The following is a 16,007-nucleotide window of genomic DNA, read 5'->3' as shown; positions in this document are numbered from 1 at the left end:
TCCAGGCTCCATGCGTTACGCGAGTGTGCGGATCGGCTTGCCGTCGAGAAAGGCGAGCGTGTTTTCCACTTGCTGCCGATAGAACACTTCGTACACGTCGCGCGTGCTGTACCCTAGATGCGGCGTGAGCACCGCGTGACGCGCGGCGACGAGCGGGTGCGTGCGCGGCAGCGGTTCCTGATCGAATACGTCGAGCGCGGCGACAATGTGGCCCTCGCGCACCGCATCGATCAGTGCTGCTTCGTCTACGAGCCGCGCGCGTGACGTATTGACGAGCGTCGCGCCGTCCTTCATCCGCGCAATATCATTGCGGCCGACCACGCCGGCGGTACGCGCTGAGAGCACGAGGTGAACGCTGACGACATCGGCGGTAGAGAAGAGTGTCTCCTTGGCGGCGTATTCGACGCCCGCATCGGCAGCGCGCGCGGCCGTCAGGTTCGGGCTCCACGCAATGACACGCATGCCAAGCGCGCGGCCGTAGCCCGCCACGCGCGCGCCGATCTTTCCCAAGCCGACGAGTCCGAGTGTCTTGCCCGCGAGCGCGACGCCGGGCCGCGTGCCGCGCTGAAATCTGCCCTCGCGCACCGCACCGGAAGCCGCCTGCAAATCCCGCACAGCCGACAGCATCAGCGCGAGCGTGAGGTCGGCGGTCGATTCGACGCCTGGGCCGCCTTCGGTCAGGCACACGGTGATGGCGCGCGATTGCATGAACGCCATGTCGACGAGCGCCGCGCGCATGCCGGACAGGTTGAACATGCGCAGCTTCGGCAGCCGTTCGATCAGCGAGGCAGGAAATGCGGTGCGCTCGCGCATCGCGAGAATCACGTCGAACGGCGCGAGCCGGTCGGCCGCTTCATCTTCGCTTGCGAAGGGTTCGCCAAAAAATGCCAGCGACGCGCGCGCTTCGAGTCGGGTCCAGTCCGCGCAGCTACGCGCGGCATCCTGCCAGTCGTCGAGAATCGCGACGCGGCAGCGGGTGTTATCGGTATCTACGGCGTTCATTGGATGATTCCTGACAGAGCAATGCACTCATTGGCCATGAAGCCGGCGCATGAACATCGCCATGATGTCCTCCCAGACGGCTTCGGCGGCGTGCGGGTGGTAGTCGTTGCGCGCGGCAAAGCAGAAGCCGTGATGCGTGCCCGGCACCACGTCGACGCGCGCCGCGACATTGGCTTTTTCCATTGCATCGCGAAACGTGGGCACGACATTAGCGGGTACGGCCGGATCGATCTCGGCGAACGCGGCGTAAACCTCGCCCTGAATGTTCTCCGCGAGAAGATGCGGCGAATCGGGTTTGTCGGTCACCATGTTCACCCCATAAAGCGCCGCGACCGCCGCTATGCGGGGCAGACGCGCGGCGGCATTGACGACGAACGGCCCGCTCATGCAATGGCCGATTGCGCCGACAGGGCCGGGCGCCGCTTGCTCCTGCGCATCCAGAAAACCCAGCAGGCCGTACGTGTCGTCGAGCACATCGGCGTTCGACAGGCTTGCCATCGCGCCGCGTATCAGTACCGACATCGCCTCGTTGCGGCGCGGTACGTCGAAGCGCAGCGTGCCGAGTCGGTAGTACAGATCCGGCAGCAGACAGTAATAGCCGGCACACGCAATGCGCCGCGCCATGTTGCGCAGCTCCTCGCGAATGCCCGGCGCATCCATGAACAGGATCACCGGTGCATACATGCCCGGCTCGGAGGGACAGACGGCGAACGCAGGCTGCGTCCCGTACTTCGTCGGAATTGCGACTTCTTTCTCGATCATCTCCACTCCCTGGCTATCGCGCCGGCGCTTTCTGGCCGAGCAACTCGTGCATACCGGCCATCAGCACCTCGTTGATCCATGCATATTTCATGAAGCTCTCTCGCGTGCGCTTGCCGACCGCCGCGATGCGCCGGTCCGCGTCGGCGACGGCCGCCTTTACCTGCGCGTGATCCGACTGCCCTGGATAGCCGAGATCCTGCGCGAGATCGAGCAGCCCGAAGCTCAAATAGTCCACGCCCTCGAGCGCCGCGAGCTCGCCCGCAATCTCGATGCCCTGCGCGCTTTCGATCATCAGACACACCGATGCGCTTTCGTTGCACTGCTGCATATACGCGGTGCGATTCGCGATTCGCTGGCCGTATTCGGGCCGCCCCGCGCCAAAAGAACGCGCGCCCAGCGGCGCGAAATAGGTTGCGCTGATCACGCGCTGCGCTTGCTCGACCGTCTCGATGTGCGGTGCAACGATGCCGCGCACGCCGCGATCGAGAAATCGCGTGATGGTCGCGACGGAAATGTCGGGTACCCGCGCGATCGGCGTCATACCGTGACGTTCGGCGGCAATGCAGGCTGCCTCGACATCGCGCCAGTCAAACGCGCCGTGCTCGCCATCGATGTAGATGAACTGCAGGTCGGCCGCGCTCGCGACTTCGATGACGGCGGGCGCAGCAAAGGTCAGATGGATGCCTCGAATTGGCTGTCCGGTTGCCGCCGCGTGCTTTACATGGTTCATTTTTCAGGAATCCGTTGTTAGGAAATGAGCACTCAGACAGGCGTCGCGCGCGCGATTTTTACAAGGTGTGGTGGAAACTGGTCGGGCATCTTGTCGACGAGCGGCAGGCAGACCTTGCGAAACGATTCGACGTCCACGCTGAGGTTCACCTGCATGCCATGCTTGCCGAGGAACTGGTATGCGTCGACCTCTTCCTTCTGCGTGTGGGTGCGCAGCACGTTGTCGGCATCGTTCGCGGCGGCCATGAAAGTCTGCTTTTCGGTGGCGGTAAGCCCATCGAAATACTTCGTGCTGGTCACTGAATAGCCGGTGGTTAGCACGTGATCGCTTTTCGCGACGTACTTCTGTACTTCGTAGTACTTGTTCGACTTGACCACTGTGGGCGGCGTCTCCTGGCCGTCGGCAACGCCTTGGCGCAACGCGAGGTACAGTTCGCTCAGATCGACTGCCGCAGTGGTTGCGCCCATCGCCTGCACCATCGCGATGTAGGCCTTGGAGATCGGTACGCGCATCTTCAACCCCTGCATGTCGTTTACCGACTGGATCTGCCGCTTGCTGTTAGTGATGCAGCGAAAACCCAGATCCGTCCAGCCGATAAGCCCGAAGCCCTTTTCGCGGCACCTGGCTCGCAGATCGTCGCCGAATGCGCCGGCGAACGCGCGGTACGCCTGATCGCGGCTTTTCCACAGATAGGGCGCATCGGTGATCGACACTTCCGGCACCCAGTTCGTGAGCCCCACGCCGATCACGCCGACTTCCAGCGCGCCATTACGCACCGCCTGGCCAATGTCGCGCTCCGTGCCCATCTGCGCATTCGGATAGATCTGCACGAGCATGGCACCCTTGCTGCGCTTTTCAAGCGACTCCTTGAACGCGACGGACCATACGTGCCAACCGTGCTCGGTCGGTGCCGTATGCGCAACGCGCAGACGCTTCGGCGCGCCCTGCGCGTGCGCATGCAAACTCGCGAGCGGCCCGAAGGCGGCGACGAGCGCCGTGCCGGCCGCCGCATGCATCACCGCGCGGCGGGCGCGGCCATGTTCGTCCAGCGCGGCGCCAGCCGGCTCCGAACTATCCGCTGCCCCATGTGTGACGATGTTGATCGGTTTCATCTGTTGTGTCTCCTCCAGGCTGGTGGGGCCGCTCCGTTTGGCGGCGCGCTGTTATGCGAGTGACCCATATCCGGTTTTCGTGGGATTGAGTGTCAGGTTCATGAAGGTTTACGTCTTGAAGCCCAGCGCATGCGGCAGAAATTCGGTGAGTCCCGGCACATACACAACGATCACGAGGCCGGCGAAGAGCACCAGCAGATACCAGAGCATCGGCCGGATTGCGCGTTCCACCTGTGCACCGCAAATCGCGCACGCGACATATAGCGCGATGCCGATTGGCGGCAGGATCACGCCGATGCCGAACGCCTCCGCCATCACGATGCCGTAATGCAGTGGATTGATGCCCAACTGGATAGCCACCGGCAGCAACAGCGGCGCGATGATGATGATGGTCACGAAGCTTTCGAGCAGCGAGCCGAGCAATACCGTGATGACCACCACGGCGGGCAGAAAGGTCGCCGCGCCGAAGCTCGCGACCATATTGGCAATCGCGGTAGTCACGCCTTCGAGGGTGAGCGCCCACGAGAAAATGGTGGCCGCGCTCACGGTGAAAAAGATCATGCCGTTGAGCAGCGTCGCCTGTGTCAGTGTTTGCCAGAAGCTGCGCGCGCCGATCTTGCGGTTCAGAAGGCCGAGCGCGAGCGCGTACAGCACCGCGAAAGTCGACACCTCGGTCGGCGTGCCGAGCCCGCCCGCGATGCCGCCGATCAGGATCACGGGCATCAGCAGCGGCAGCGCGGCGCGCCTCGCCGAGGCGCGCACTTCGGCGCGGCTCGCGCGCGGGGTCGGCATCCAGCCGGCGAACGTCGCACGCACGCGCACCAGAATCATCAGGCAGATCGCGAGCGTCGCGGCTGGTATCAGACCGGCGACGAACAGCGCGCCGGTCGAGATCGACGTGGCCGAGCCCATCAGAATCAACGCAATAGAAGGCGGCACAGACTCCGACATCGCTGCCGACGAGGCAAGCAGCGCCGCGCGTTCTTCGGCGGCGTAGCCGTGGTGTTGCAGCTTGCGGTTCATCGGCAGGCCGACCATCGCCATGTCGGCGGCTTTCGAGCCCGATATGCACGACGAGATGTACACGCCGATGATCATCACCTGGAAGAGGCCGCCCTTCTTGTGTCCGATCAGGCTGCCGACGAAATCGACGATGCGCAGTCCCACATCCGCGCGGTCCATGACGAATCCCGCCAGGATGAAGAACGGCAGCGCGAGATAGATGAAGCCGCCCGAGCCGCGCTGAGCGTTGGCGACGGCGGACATCATATCGGCCGAGCCAATTGCCTGCACGCAGACGACGCCGATCACCGCGAGCACGAATCCCACCGGCACCCCGATCACGATCAAGCCGAGAAAGAGCGCGGTCAGCAGCAAGTACAGCACGGGCGCATGAAGACCGAGCCACGTCTTGCACAACATGAAAAGGAGCACCGGCAGCCACACCAGTGCGAACGAGGCTAGCTTTGCGAAGGTCGGCCGCTTCAAATTCGCAAGCGCCGCATGGATCACGAAGAGTGCCGATCCGAAGGTGATCGGCAGAGTGCTCCACGCGTAGGGAATTCCGAGCAGCACGGTCGATTCGTCCGCGTTCGAGATCAGGAGGGGAATCGAGAAGCCGCCGATCAGCAGGGAGACGATGATCACGATCCATTCCGATGCGCCATCGCAGGTGTCCTGCCAGCGCCTCGGCAGACGGTCCACGAGAAGGCGGATCGACAGGAACTGGCCGCGGCTGTAGGCAACAGCGCCGCCGAGAAACGCGGCGGTCACGAGAAAGAGCGGTGATAGCTCGTCGACGCCCATGAGCGCCGACGAATGAAACACCGAGCGCGAGAGCGTCGCGATGAAGATCAGGAACACCTGCGCTATCAGCATCAGATTCAGCACTGTGATGACGATGCGATCCGTGGAGCGGATCCACGCAGGCAGATCAGCACGGGCGGGGCCCGAAAGTGGGCCGTGCGCGGTCGAGTTCACCGGCTGCATCGTGCACCTCCGCACCACATCGCGCGGCGGGCGCCGCCTCGCAGCGCAAGATTGCGGACCGCGCACGCAGGGTCCGATGCGTTGATGATGTCCATGCGTCGTCTCCGTATTTTTTTACTCAGTCTGCGCGGCGCACGTGAGACGCTTGGCGTCGGTGAGCTGCGGTGCCGGGTTTTCCCAGTTTCGTGAAGGCGATGTTAAGCGCTATCCTTCGCAAGGAAAAACTGATTGTTTTGCGGTCTAGCGATCCAAATTTTCTATCGACGCCGAGCGCGGGGTACTGGAATGAACGTAACGCTGGATCAATTGCGCGCGTTTGAGCGGGTGGTGCGTCTCGGCAGTTTTAATGCGGCTGCGGAGGACCTGCACCTTGCGCAGCCCAGCATTTCAGCGCGCGTGAAGGAACTCGAATCGGCGCTAAACGTGCAGTTGTTCGTGCGACAGGGACCGAGGATCCGGCTGACCGCCGAGGGGCACGCGCTGATCGAATTGGCCGATAGAACGCTGGGCAGCGCGAGTGAACTCGTCGAGCGCTTTCGCACGCGCGATCCGCTGCGAGGCTTGCTGCGGCTCGGAATGAATGAAAGCTTCGCGCTGGTGTCGGCGACCGATCTGATCGAGCGCATCGAGCGTCATTATCCGGCGGTGCGGACGTCCATCTTCGTCGGCGATACCGGCGCGGTTGGCCAGATGCTTGCGGCAGAGCAGTTGGACGTGGCGATCGTGTCGGAGGCACATGTGCCCGGACATGTGAAACAGGAGGTGATCGGCAAGAACCGTTTCGGGTGGTTTGCGCATGCAGGTTTCCCAGTCACGCGCGAGGTGCTGTCGCCATCGGACCTCGCTTCCCTGCATCTGCTCATCAGCCCGCCGACGGCAAGGCTGCATGAGACGGTTCTCAAATGGTTCGCCGACGCGCGCGTGACGCCGGAGCGAGTGAGCACTTGCAATAGCCTGCCGGTGACGGTTCAGGCGGTTGTCAAAGGACTGGGCGTGGCCTTGGTGCCGGTGCGCATCATCCAGTCGGAAGTCGACGCGCATCGGGTGCGGCAGCTTGTGGTTGCGCCGGAGGTCCCGGCGCATAGCGTCTCGATCTGCTACCAGGCGAGTGAGTTTGGGCCGGGAATCAAAAGGCTGGTCGATCTGATTCGTGAGTTGATCGCGCATCACGAGCTCTTCTGATCTCTCGGCCGATGCATTCCGGCCAGGCGTGCGCGGCCCAGGCGATCGCACAGTATTAGCCGGAAAAGAGACGCTGGCGGTGTCGCGCGCTCGTCAGCCGGCGAGCGAATCGCGCAGCGCGCGGCGGACGACCTTGCCGGTTGCCGTCAGCGGCAGCGCGGCGACAAACAGTACTTTGCGCGGATATTCGTGTGCGCGAGCGCCGTTCTGACATGCGCCTGCCGTTCGCGCACGAGTGTATCGCCAGGCGCGAAGCCGTCCTTGAGCACCACGAAGGCGCAAACGATTTCCGTGCGCCCGGCGTCGGGCGCGCCCACCACGGCGGCGGCCGGCACCGCCGGATGGCGGAGCAGCCAGTCCTCGATCGGTCCCGGACCGATGCGATAACCGGCGCTTGGTGTGTATTCGCGTGTGGCCCGCGACAACGGACTTGGACCTGATGGCAACACGTTCCCGAAACAGTCCACGCCCCGTAGTGACATGCGTACGTTGTTATACAGGACAGGACACGCCGCATGAAACAGCAGCACTGGTCGCCCCCCCCCAAACCTCGCCAGCCCAACACTCACTCGCGGCTCGGATGCCGATGCACAAAAGCGAGCAGCGTCTTGCGAAAGTGGGAAGCCACCGCGCTTTGCGAGTCATCACGCGTAACGAGATGCAGTGGTGCGCGAAAAGCACGATCGCCCGCCACGCGACAGTAGCGCACGCTTTCCTGATGGTAGCGATGCATCGACGCGGGAACGAGCGAGATACCGCCGCCCGCCGCGACGAGGTTGATGGCCGTTACCATGCGCGGCACTTCCTCGACCACGTGCGGCTCGAAACCCTTTGACTGACAGGCGCTAATAAAATCCGCGTACATGCCGGGGGCGCCAGGCCGACGCACGAAAATGAATGACTCGTTGGCAAGCTTCTGAAGCGCTATTGCGCGGCTGCTTATGAGCCGATGTCCTACGGGCAGCACCAGCAACATCCGTTCTTCAGCCAGCAGTTCGAACCGAAGACCTGCGGGCGTGTGAACCGGTTTGCGCAGAATCGCAGCATCCGTGCGGTCGTCTACCATCATTTCGATGATGTCCGCCGCGTTGACCTCCGTCATTTCGATTGCGACCTCTGGGTACAGCTCACGGAAATTGCGTATGGCGGTGGGTGTCAGAGGGTGGAACGCAGCCGAACTCGTGAGCGCGACGCGCACGGTGCCTATGTGCCCTTGCGCAACGCGGCGCGCCTGAATGACCGCATTGTCCAGTTCGAGCAGCACGGAACGGGCGCGTGCTGCGAACGTTTCACCTGCCGCCGTCAGCGCGACGCCGCGCGGCTGCCGCACGAAAAGCGCGAAGCCGAGTTCCTGCTCGAGTTCCTGGATCTGCTGCGACAGCGGAGGTTGCTGAATGTGCAGCCGGGCGGCGGCGCGCGTGAACTGGCCTTCTTCGGCGACCGCGAAGAAGTAGCGCAAATGTCTCAGTTCCATGGCTAGCCTGCTATATGTTCTGGATATGGCAACCGCGTCTCATATGTATTTTACATTGGTGACTTACGCACGTACTCTTTATTCGCAGGCAGCCGAAAACAAAAGGAGACACATGCAAACCGTTATGCAAGCGGTCACGCCCGCTGCGGCCGCGCCGCCGCTGAGCCGTTCACAGATGCGCCGTGCGGTGCTTGCTTCAGTCATCGGCAATGGCCTTGAGTGGTTCGACTTTCTCATCTATGGGTATTTCGCCAGGGTCATTGCAGAGGTGTTCTTTCCTGCGAATAACAGCTTTGTGTCGATCACATTGACGCTCGCCACGTTTGCAATCGGCTTCCTGGTGCGGCCGCTCGGCGGCATTGTTATCGGCGCGTGCGCCGATCGTTACGGACGCCGCAAGACCCTGTCGCTGCTGATTCTTCTGATGGCGCTGAGTACGCTGATGATGGGCCTCACACCCAGCTACGCGACTATCGGGATTGCTGCGCCGCTCATTGTGATTGTCGCGCGCATTCTGCAGGGGTTGTCGGTGGGTGGAGAGTTCGCAACCGCAGCCGCAATGCTCACGGAATATGCGCCGCCTCGGCGCAAGATGTTCTTCGGCAGTTTTCAAATGACATCGCAGGCCGTCGCGCTCCTGCTCTCATCGCTCTGCTCGCTGCTCCTCACCACGCGGCTCTCGCACGAATCGCTGGTGTCGTGGGGCTGGCGCGTGCCGTTTCTGCTCGGCGCGCTCGTCGGTCCAGTGGGCTTCTATATCCGGCACAAAGTAGGTGAGTCGCCGGAATTTCTTCAGCTGCGCGAGCGGCTCGGACACGCACCGCGTCAGTCGCTTCGCACGTTCATTCGAGAGCGCGGCGATGCGGCGCTGTGCGCGATGGGTGTCATCATCGTTGGAGCCGCAACGAACTACCTGTGGCATTCGTACATGCCGCTGTATGTCGAGCACCAGCTGCATTTGCCGCTGAAAAATGCGTTGTTCGGCACGGCCATGTCCGGCCTGATCGGGATTGTCGGCTATCCGCTGGCGGGGCGTCTTGCCGACCGTTTCGGCGCATATCGTCTGTTTTTCCCGGTCACGATAGCGTGGGTGTGCGTTGCCTATCCGCTCTTTGCATGGGTACTCGCCGGGCCGTCCGCTGAACGTGTGTTCACCGCGCAAATGATTGCGACTGTCGTGCTGAGCCTCATGTCAGGTGCGCACCCCGGCATGCTCACGCAGCTTTTTCCGACCTCGACGCGCTCGACAGGCGTTGCGCTCTCTTACAACGTGGCAGTCACGCTGTTCGGCGGTCTTGCGCCCCTCACGGTTTCGACGTTGATCGACGTTACCGGCTCGCGGTTGGTCCCGGCATGGTATCTGATCTGCGCAGGCGTCATTTCGCTGCTGCTCGTTGGACTGACGGCCTCGGGGCGGCGCCTCGTTCGCAAGCCTGATCTCTGGCTGGCCGACGGTCAATGAGCGGCGCGATGAATCTTGTAATGGACAGCGATGCACGGTCACGCAACGAAGTGCCCGTGCAGGTGGTGGCCAGCGAACGGTTGATCGTGTCGAACGCGCGCGGTGAGGCGGCCGTGCCGCTTTTCAAGGGCGGCAGTGCGCGCCCCACCGAGGTGACTCGAGTGGTCGTAATGCTGCACGGAAGACTTCGCGATGCGGACGCATATCTGCAATCCACGCAGTGCGCGCTGGCGTCGTCGAGTGTCGAGCCCGACAGCGTGATCCTCGCCGTACCCCAGTTTCTGGCGACGGCCGATGTCCAGCATCATTCGTTGCCGGCCAACTGTCTGCACTGGGAATGGACCTCGTGGATGGGCGGTCTCGATGCGATCGGGCCAGCGCCGCTGAGCTCTTTCGATGTACTCGACGCGCTGATCGAACACTACGTGCGTGACGGCACTTACCCGAACGTGCGCGAGATCGTCATTGCCGGGCATTCCGGCGGGGCGCAGGTCGCGCATCGTCACGCGATACTCAGCGACGCCGCCGCGCGATGCAGGGCGGCGGGAGTGAACGTGCGTTATGTCATTGCGAATCCGTCGTCGTATGTGTACTTCGACGCTTGGCGTCCGCACTGTACAGACGGATCGAACGCGGACGCGCGCGCGGCTTGCACCGGGTTCAACGCATGGAAGTACGGCACGGAAGGGTTGCCGCGCTATGCAAAGGGACTGGATGTACAACAGCTCGAATACCGTTATGTCGATCGCGACGTAACTTACCTGCTCGGCACGCACGACAACGATCCGGCTCATCAGGCTCTCGACCGCTCATGCGAGGCCATGATGCAGGGCCCGCATCGACTCGCAAGGGGCCGCGCCTATTTCGCGTATCTGCGCAGACGGCATCCGCAACTGCGTCATCAACTGGTCGAGGTGGCGGGCGCGGCGCACAGCGGTGACGCGATGTTCGTGTCGCAGGCGGGTGTGCAGGCGCTCTTCGGCACAACTGCAGGGCTTATCGACACCTGCGTCGTGGATGAGGGCCGCGCGCTCGAATAGCGATAGCGGCGCCGACGCATAGCAACAACATAACCAGCCAATGGTTTCAGGAGACGAAGATGATCAGAAGATGGCTCGCGTGGGCGCTCGCCTTCACCTTTTGCATCAGCGGATGCGGCGGCAATGGACCGACCAGCGAGAATCCAGGCGGTTCGACGCCTGCGCCCACCGCGGCCACGCAATGCAGCGCGTTGAGCGGGCTGTCGATTCCTGCGTCCTCGATTGCTGAACCGACCAGCGGCGCGACGATTACCAGCGCGACGCTAGTCGAAACGAGCGGCGAATACTGCCAGGTGAACGGTGCAATCGCCCCGGTCGACCCGACTGCGCCTTCCATCAAATTCCAGGTCAACCTCCCGACCAGGTGGAATCACAAGGCGCTGCATTATGGCGGCGGCGGTTTCGACGGCACGCTGATCACCGGTGTCGATCCGCTCGACATGGCCCCGACCGGCACATCCACGCCGCTCGCAAACGGCTATGTGACCTTCGGCGACGACTCGGGGCATCAGAGCTCGAGCATTACGGACGGCAAGTTCGCCGCCAACGACGAGTCGCTTGCGAACTACGGCGGCTTGAGCCTCAAGAAGACACACGACGTCGCCATGGTGCTGATCAGGAAGCGCTATGCGAGCGCGCCCGGCAAGGTCTATTTCTTCGGCAGTTCGACGGGTGGACGCGATGGTCTGAGCGAAGCGCAGCGCTGGCCGCAGGACTACGACGGCATTGTGGTGAACCGTCCCGCGCTCAACTATACGGGGCTTCGCCTGAGCAATGTCGTGCTCGGCCGGGCGCTTTATCTGAATGGCGGTGCGGGTTGGCTCGACGTGGCGAAAACGGTCTTGCTGCAGAACGCGGTCATGACCGCATGCGATGCGCTGGACGGCGTCGCCGACGGCGTCATCGCGAACGTGGCGGCGTGCAAGGCACAGTCGGCCACGGTGCTGGCATCGCTGCGCTGCCCGAGCGGCGCGGACTCGGGCGATACCTGTCTGTCTGACGCGCAGATCGCGACCGTGCAGACCATTGCTGCGCCGCTGCAATTGCCTTATCCGCTTGCTAACGGCGTGATGCGTTATGCCGGCTACAACATTCTCGCCGGTTCGGTCTTCGCCGGGCCAAATACCACGCGCGATCTCGGCGAGTCCAGAGTCCCTGCAAACCCAGCGGGGAAGAAGGACGCTAACCAATGGGTAACGGGCGACCAGTGGGTCAAGTACTTCGTCACGCGCGTGCCGACTTTCGATTCATTGACATTCGACCCGCTGAATCCCGGTACGTACCAGTCGCGAGTGCAAACCGTGTCGGCGCTCACGGACGCGACCAGCACCGACTTGAGCGCCTATGTCGCGAAAGGCGGCAAGCTGATCATGACGCACGGTCTTGCAGACGAGATTGTCAGCACTGACTCGAGCACGGATTACTACAACGGACTTGTGCAGCGCTTCGGACAGAGCACGGTGGATGGGTTCGCACGCTTCTACCTGATGCCGGGCGTAGGCCACGGCACGGGACCGTTTCATCCGGCCGTCGATTCCCTTTCCGCACTCGATCAATGGGTAGAGACCGGCAAGGCGCCCGAAACCCTCTCGATGAGCGATCTGAACGCCGCAACGCTCGGTAGAACGAGGCCGCTTTGCCGTTATCCGCTATGGCCAAAGTACATTGGCGGAGATATCGCCGTGGCCGCGAGCTTCCAGTGTGCTAGCTCCTGACGCGCAATTGCCTTACGCCGCCTGCAGGGCGGCGCCACGATCGGCGCCAGGCGGTCGCTCACAGCATATCGTGGAACGAGTCGGAATTTTCGTGTCAATCACGGCCCCGAAGGTGCAGATTGTCAGCAGGCGCTAATTTCTGCATGGGGTGCAGGTGGTCGGAGATTTAAATCCTCTCGCCCCGACCAGTGGGCCAACGGCCGATCGGCAAACAATAGCAGTCGCCAATGATACGACCGTTCGCCGCGGTTCGAAATGCTGCCAGCTTCTCTGTAGTGCCTCGGCAGCGGTCTGCGTTCATCATGTAGTCAGCAAGCATAGTTCAATCGGTTGCTCGCCGCCCTATACGGACCCAGCGTCTACCACGCTCCCACCACCAGTCGCCCAATGATCACGCAACAAATTTTGCAACAGGGGCACTGTCTGATCCAGCAACGGCCCCCGTGGGCGCTGCGCCGATGTCGCTATCCAGAGGGTAGTTTGAAGTTGGGGTTGGCGGATCGGCCGGACGTGGAAATCGTGCTCGTGGCCGCTTGAGCGAACCGCTTTGAGCGACAGTATCGCGTGTACACCCTCATCGCGGACGAGCGTGAGAATCGCCGGGATGCTTTCGATTTCGAGCGTGATCCGCGGTTTTTGCGACGCCTGCGCCATGGTTGCTTCTACCAGCATACGAATGGAGTGCGGACGGCTGGGCATAACCAGATTTCGCTCGGCGACATCCGCCAGACTGATTTCGTCATTGATTGGTGGGTCAGAGGATGAAGGGTCCGACCTGCGGCTCGATACCAGATAAAGCTGCTCGTTCAACACCGGTGCCAACTCCACGGCTGACGAAGTCGGGACCGTGTAAACAACGGCACAGTCGGCGCGGCCGATTGTCAGCCATTCGAGCACGTAGGTGGACAGCCCCTCAAGCACGCAAAGGGTCGCTTTAGGGAAGTGATCGCGGAAAACTCTCACTAATGGTGCCGTCAGGGTAAGACTAACGCTAGGCGGCAGCGCCACTACAAGCCGTCCAGTAGAGGCGCCCCGACCTTCCTCCATGTCAAGCTGCGCGCGTTCTATCTGGGCGAGAACGCTACGGCCATGCTCCAGGAGGCGCTTTCCAGCCTCGGTCAACGTCACTCCACGACCGTTACGCTCAAGCAGCGCCTGGCGAAATTCCACCTCCAAAGCCCGCACCTGACGGCTCAGCACGGGCTGAGCGACCGAAAGGAAATTCGAAGCCCGGGTGAAACTTCCGAGCTCCGCAACGTGAACAAACGATTCAAGCTGTCGCAGTTCCATGACCATCTCCAGAATTGCATTTCATGCATATCTAATATGCTGGAAATGTCATTGCAGAATGGCAGATAATGTAAAAAAATACAAGCACATCAACGAGCCGGATCGAGAACGTCCATGCAACACGCCATACCCTGTCTGTTCATGCGCGGAGGCACGTCGCGTGGGCCGTTTTTTAATGCGGCCGACCTCCCGACGGACGTAGCTGCGCGAGACCAGCTCCTGCTCAATGTGATGGGTTCCCCAGACCCTCGTCAGATTGATGGCTTGGGGGGAGCACATCCCTTGACCAGCAAAGTAGGGATCGTAAGTGGCAGCAGCCGGCCGGGCATAGACCTCGAGTTCCTGTTTGCGCAGTTGCAGCCGGACGGGGACACAGTCGACACGACGCCCAACTGCGGCAACATGCTCGCGGCTGTCGTGCCATTCGCGCTGGAAACCGGTCTGGCCGCGCCGCAAGGTGACATCACGACCTTACGCGTCGTCACGCTCAACACCGATATGGCGTGCGATATAAGCGTGCAAACGCCCGGCGGCCGACTGCGTTACGACGGGAACGCGCGCATCGATGGCGTGCCCGGTACCGCGGCACCGATTTCGATCAACTTCCTGGATACGGCAGGCTCGGTCTGTTCGGGACTGCTGCCCACCGGCTCTGTCCGGGATCACGTTCAAGTAGACGCAACGTTCGCGATTGATGTGACCTGTGTCGACAATGGCATGCCGATGGTGCTTCTGCGCGCCGACGCCGTGGGCCGCACGGGACGGGAACCGGTTGCAGAACTGAATGGCGACGTCGAGCTGAAGTCCACGCTGGAAACGCTTCGCTTGCGCTGCGGCGAATTGATGGGCCTTGGCGACGTGACGTCCAAAAACTATCCGAAGATGTGCCTGATTGCGGCCCCGACCGCCGGCGGAACTCTCGCGACACGCTGCTTTATCCCGCATGTGTGTCATGACGCGATCGGGGTACTTGCTGCGGTCACCGTCGCCACGGCGTGTGTGCTGGAAGGCAGTGTCACGCAAGGTCTCGCAGCGGTGCCGCCAGGCGTCATCAAGCAGGTCTCAGTCGAACATCCGTCAGGCGAGTTCAGCGTCGAGTTGGAGATCGATCCGGCCAATCCGCAGATGGTGCAGCGTGCGGCGCTGTTGCGAACCGCACGTCTGATCATGCGTGGCGAAGTCATGGTGAGTGACTCGGCTTTCATGGAGGGGAGTGCAGCATGATTATCGATTGCCACGGCCACTACACGACGGCGCCCCCGGCGCTGGAAAACTGGCGTAACCGTCAGATCGCGGCGTTGACCGCGCCGGCAGAGCAACCCCGGGCTACCGAGCTGAACATTAGCGACGACGAACTGCGCGAATCGATTGTCAACAACCAGCTTAAAAAAATGCAGGAGCGCGGAAGCGACCTGACGATTTTTTCACCGCGTGCGAGCTTCATGGCGCATCACATCGGTAACTTCCAGACCAGCGCGACATGGGCGTCGATCTGCAATGAGCTTTGCTATCGCGTCTCGAAACTGTTTCCTGATAGCTTCATCGGCGCCGCCATGCTGCCCCAGTCTCCAGGTGTCGATCCGAAAAGTTGCATCCCGGAGTTGGAGCGGTGCGTGAAGGAGTACGGCTTTGTCGGCATCAATTTGAACCCGGACCCTTCCGGCGGTCATTGGACGTCGCCGCCGCTGTCGGATCGGCACTGGTATCCCATCTACGAGAAGATGGTTGAATACGGGATTCCGGCGATGGTGCACGTATCGACCAGTTGCAACGCCTGCTTTCACACGACGGGCGCGCATTATCTGAACGCCGACACGACAGCGTTCATGCAATGTCTGACCTCCGACCTGTTCAAGGATTTCCCGGAATTGAAGTTTGTGATTCCCCACGGCGGCGGTGCAGTTCCTTACCACTGGGGTCGCTTCCGTGGTCTTGCGCAAGAATTGAAGAAGCCTTTGCTTAAAGAGCACCTGCTCAACAATATCTTCTTCGATACCTGCGTCTATCACCAGCCAGGCATCGATCTGCTAACCAAAGTAATACCGGTCGACAACATTCTTTTCGCAAGCGAAATGATCGGCGCGGTGCGAGGCATCGATCCGGAGACGAACTTCTATTACGACGACACTCGACGCTATATAGATGCCTCGACGAATCTTTCCGCGCAGGACCGGCAGAAGGTTTACGAAGGCAATGCGCGGCGTGTATATCCGCGCCTCGATGCGGCGTTGAAACGCAGAGGATTATGA

The 16,007-nt window shown here is 61.9% G+C and carries 13 protein-coding genes and 1 pseudogene; 6 read left to right on the top strand and 8 right to left on the bottom strand.

Features of this window, described 5'->3' with window-relative positions; translation table 11 throughout:
• Window positions 1-15 precede the first annotated feature (15 nt).
• The 5 genes from AB6809_RS09695 to AB6809_RS09675 all read right to left on the bottom strand — a co-directional run bounded on the left by AB6809_RS09695 (window position 16) and on the right by AB6809_RS09675 (window position 5,595).
• Window positions 16-1,002 carry a D-2-hydroxyacid dehydrogenase family protein gene (locus AB6809_RS09695; protein ID WP_006048710.1) on the bottom strand — a complete coding sequence of 329 codons (987 nt, stop codon included), beginning with the start codon at window positions 1,000-1,002 and terminating at the stop codon, window positions 16-18.
• A 27-nt stretch (window positions 1,003-1,029) separates the two neighbouring features.
• Window positions 1,030-1,764 carry a dienelactone hydrolase family protein gene (locus AB6809_RS09690; protein ID WP_371026495.1) on the bottom strand — a complete coding sequence of 245 codons (735 nt, stop codon included), beginning with the start codon at window positions 1,762-1,764 and terminating at the stop codon, window positions 1,030-1,032.
• 13 nt (window positions 1,765-1,777) lie between these two features.
• Window positions 1,778-2,494, bottom strand: a complete 717-nt coding sequence (locus AB6809_RS09685) for an HpcH/HpaI aldolase/citrate lyase family protein (protein ID WP_371026494.1) — start codon at window positions 2,492-2,494, stop codon at window positions 1,778-1,780.
• A gap of 32 nt (window positions 2,495-2,526) precedes the next feature.
• Entirely contained in the window at window positions 2,527-3,606 is a 1,080-nt protein-coding gene (locus AB6809_RS09680) for a TRAP transporter substrate-binding protein (protein ID WP_371026493.1), read from the bottom strand.
• 108 nt (window positions 3,607-3,714) lie between these two features.
• A complete protein-coding gene (locus AB6809_RS09675; protein WP_371026492.1) occupies window positions 3,715-5,595 on the bottom strand; it encodes a TRAP transporter large permease subunit in 1,881 nt (626 codons plus the stop codon).
• Window positions 5,596-5,880: 285 nt separating this feature from the next.
• Here AB6809_RS09675 and AB6809_RS09670 point away from each other — a divergent pair, with 285 nt between their 5' ends.
• On the top strand, window positions 5,881-6,777 hold the full coding sequence (locus tag AB6809_RS09670) for a LysR family transcriptional regulator (protein ID WP_371026490.1): 897 nt from the start codon (window positions 5,881-5,883) through the stop codon (window positions 6,775-6,777).
• Between the two features lie 93 nt (window positions 6,778-6,870).
• Here the strand turns inward: AB6809_RS09670 and AB6809_RS09665 are convergent.
• A pseudogene (locus AB6809_RS09665) lies at window positions 6,871-7,172 on the bottom strand (AMP-dependent synthetase); the annotation flags it as partial.
• A 170-nt stretch (window positions 7,173-7,342) separates the two neighbouring features.
• On the bottom strand, window positions 7,343-8,251 hold the full coding sequence (locus tag AB6809_RS09660) for a LysR family transcriptional regulator (RefSeq protein WP_371026489.1): 909 nt from the start codon (window positions 8,249-8,251) through the stop codon (window positions 7,343-7,345).
• Between the two features lie 112 nt (window positions 8,252-8,363).
• Between AB6809_RS09660 and AB6809_RS09655 the strand changes: the two genes are divergently transcribed.
• The 3 genes from AB6809_RS09655 to AB6809_RS09645 are packed head-to-tail and all read left to right on the top strand — an operon-like array spanning window position 8,364 to window position 12,468.
• A complete protein-coding gene (locus AB6809_RS09655; protein WP_371026488.1) occupies window positions 8,364-9,713 on the top strand; it encodes an MFS transporter in 1,350 nt (449 codons plus the stop codon).
• Window positions 9,710-10,753: a hypothetical protein gene (locus AB6809_RS09650; RefSeq protein ID WP_371026487.1), complete on the top strand. Its 1,044-nt coding sequence runs from the start codon at window positions 9,710-9,712 to the stop codon at window positions 10,751-10,753. The genes AB6809_RS09655 and AB6809_RS09650 overlap by 4 nt, the downstream gene beginning before the upstream one ends.
• Before the next feature lie 59 nt (window positions 10,754-10,812).
• On the top strand, window positions 10,813-12,468 hold the full coding sequence (locus tag AB6809_RS09645; protein ID WP_371026486.1) for a tannase/feruloyl esterase family alpha/beta hydrolase: 1,656 nt from the start codon (window positions 10,813-10,815) through the stop codon (window positions 12,466-12,468).
• A 342-nt stretch (window positions 12,469-12,810) separates the two neighbouring features.
• On the opposite strand, the gene AB6809_RS09640 is transcribed toward AB6809_RS09645, so the two are convergent.
• A complete protein-coding gene (locus AB6809_RS09640; protein WP_371026485.1) occupies window positions 12,811-13,758 on the bottom strand; it encodes a LysR family transcriptional regulator in 948 nt (315 codons plus the stop codon).
• A 114-nt stretch (window positions 13,759-13,872) separates the two neighbouring features.
• Between AB6809_RS09640 and AB6809_RS09635 the strand changes: the two genes are divergently transcribed.
• A complete protein-coding gene (locus AB6809_RS09635; protein ID WP_371026484.1) occupies window positions 13,873-14,982 on the top strand; it encodes a 4-oxalomesaconate tautomerase in 1,110 nt (369 codons plus the stop codon).
• On the top strand, window positions 14,979-16,007 hold the full coding sequence (locus AB6809_RS09630; protein ID WP_371026483.1) for an amidohydrolase family protein: 1,029 nt from the start codon (window positions 14,979-14,981) through the stop codon (window positions 16,005-16,007). Before AB6809_RS09635 ends, AB6809_RS09630 begins: the two co-directional genes overlap by 4 nt.

The sequence above is a fragment of the Paraburkholderia sp. RCC_158 genome (assembly GCF_041355255.1).
Classification (GTDB): domain Bacteria; phylum Pseudomonadota; class Gammaproteobacteria; order Burkholderiales; family Burkholderiaceae; genus Paraburkholderia; species Paraburkholderia graminis.
The sequence above is the reverse complement of the archived record's forward strand: the minus strand, read 5'-3'. Positions and strand labels throughout refer to the sequence as shown.

What these genes read in the sequence shown, in the direction of transcription:
- AB6809_RS09695 (WP_006048710.1), bottom strand. Translation starts at nt 1,002, where the DNA reads ATGAACGCCGTAGATACCGATAACACCCGCTGCCGCGTCGCGATTCTC.
- AB6809_RS09690 (WP_371026495.1), bottom strand. Translation starts at nt 1,764, where the DNA reads ATGATCGAGAAAGAAGTCGCAATTCCGACGAAGTACGGGACGCAGCCT.
- AB6809_RS09685 (WP_371026494.1), bottom strand. Translation starts at nt 2,494, where the DNA reads ATGAACCATGTAAAGCACGCGGCGGCAACCGGACAGCCAATTCGAGGC.
- AB6809_RS09680 (WP_371026493.1), bottom strand. Translation starts at nt 3,606, where the DNA reads ATGAAACCGATCAACATCGTCACACATGGGGCAGCGGATAGTTCGGAG.
- AB6809_RS09675 (WP_371026492.1), bottom strand. Translation starts at nt 5,595, where the DNA reads ATGCAGCCGGTGAACTCGACCGCGCACGGCCCACTTTCGGGCCCCGCC.
- AB6809_RS09670 (WP_371026490.1), top strand. Translation starts at nt 5,881, where the DNA reads ATGAACGTAACGCTGGATCAATTGCGCGCGTTTGAGCGGGTGGTGCGT.
- AB6809_RS09660 (WP_371026489.1), bottom strand. Translation starts at nt 8,251, where the DNA reads ATGGAACTGAGACATTTGCGCTACTTCTTCGCGGTCGCCGAAGAAGGC.
- AB6809_RS09655 (WP_371026488.1), top strand. Translation starts at nt 8,364, where the DNA reads ATGCAAACCGTTATGCAAGCGGTCACGCCCGCTGCGGCCGCGCCGCCG.
- AB6809_RS09650 (WP_371026487.1), top strand. Translation starts at nt 9,710, where the DNA reads ATGAGCGGCGCGATGAATCTTGTAATGGACAGCGATGCACGGTCACGC.
- AB6809_RS09645 (WP_371026486.1), top strand. Translation starts at nt 10,813, where the DNA reads ATGATCAGAAGATGGCTCGCGTGGGCGCTCGCCTTCACCTTTTGCATC.
- AB6809_RS09640 (WP_371026485.1), bottom strand. Translation starts at nt 13,758, where the DNA reads ATGGAACTGCGACAGCTTGAATCGTTTGTTCACGTTGCGGAGCTCGGA.
- AB6809_RS09635 (WP_371026484.1), top strand. Translation starts at nt 13,873, where the DNA reads ATGCAACACGCCATACCCTGTCTGTTCATGCGCGGAGGCACGTCGCGT.
- AB6809_RS09630 (WP_371026483.1), top strand. Translation starts at nt 14,979, where the DNA reads ATGATTATCGATTGCCACGGCCACTACACGACGGCGCCCCCGGCGCTG.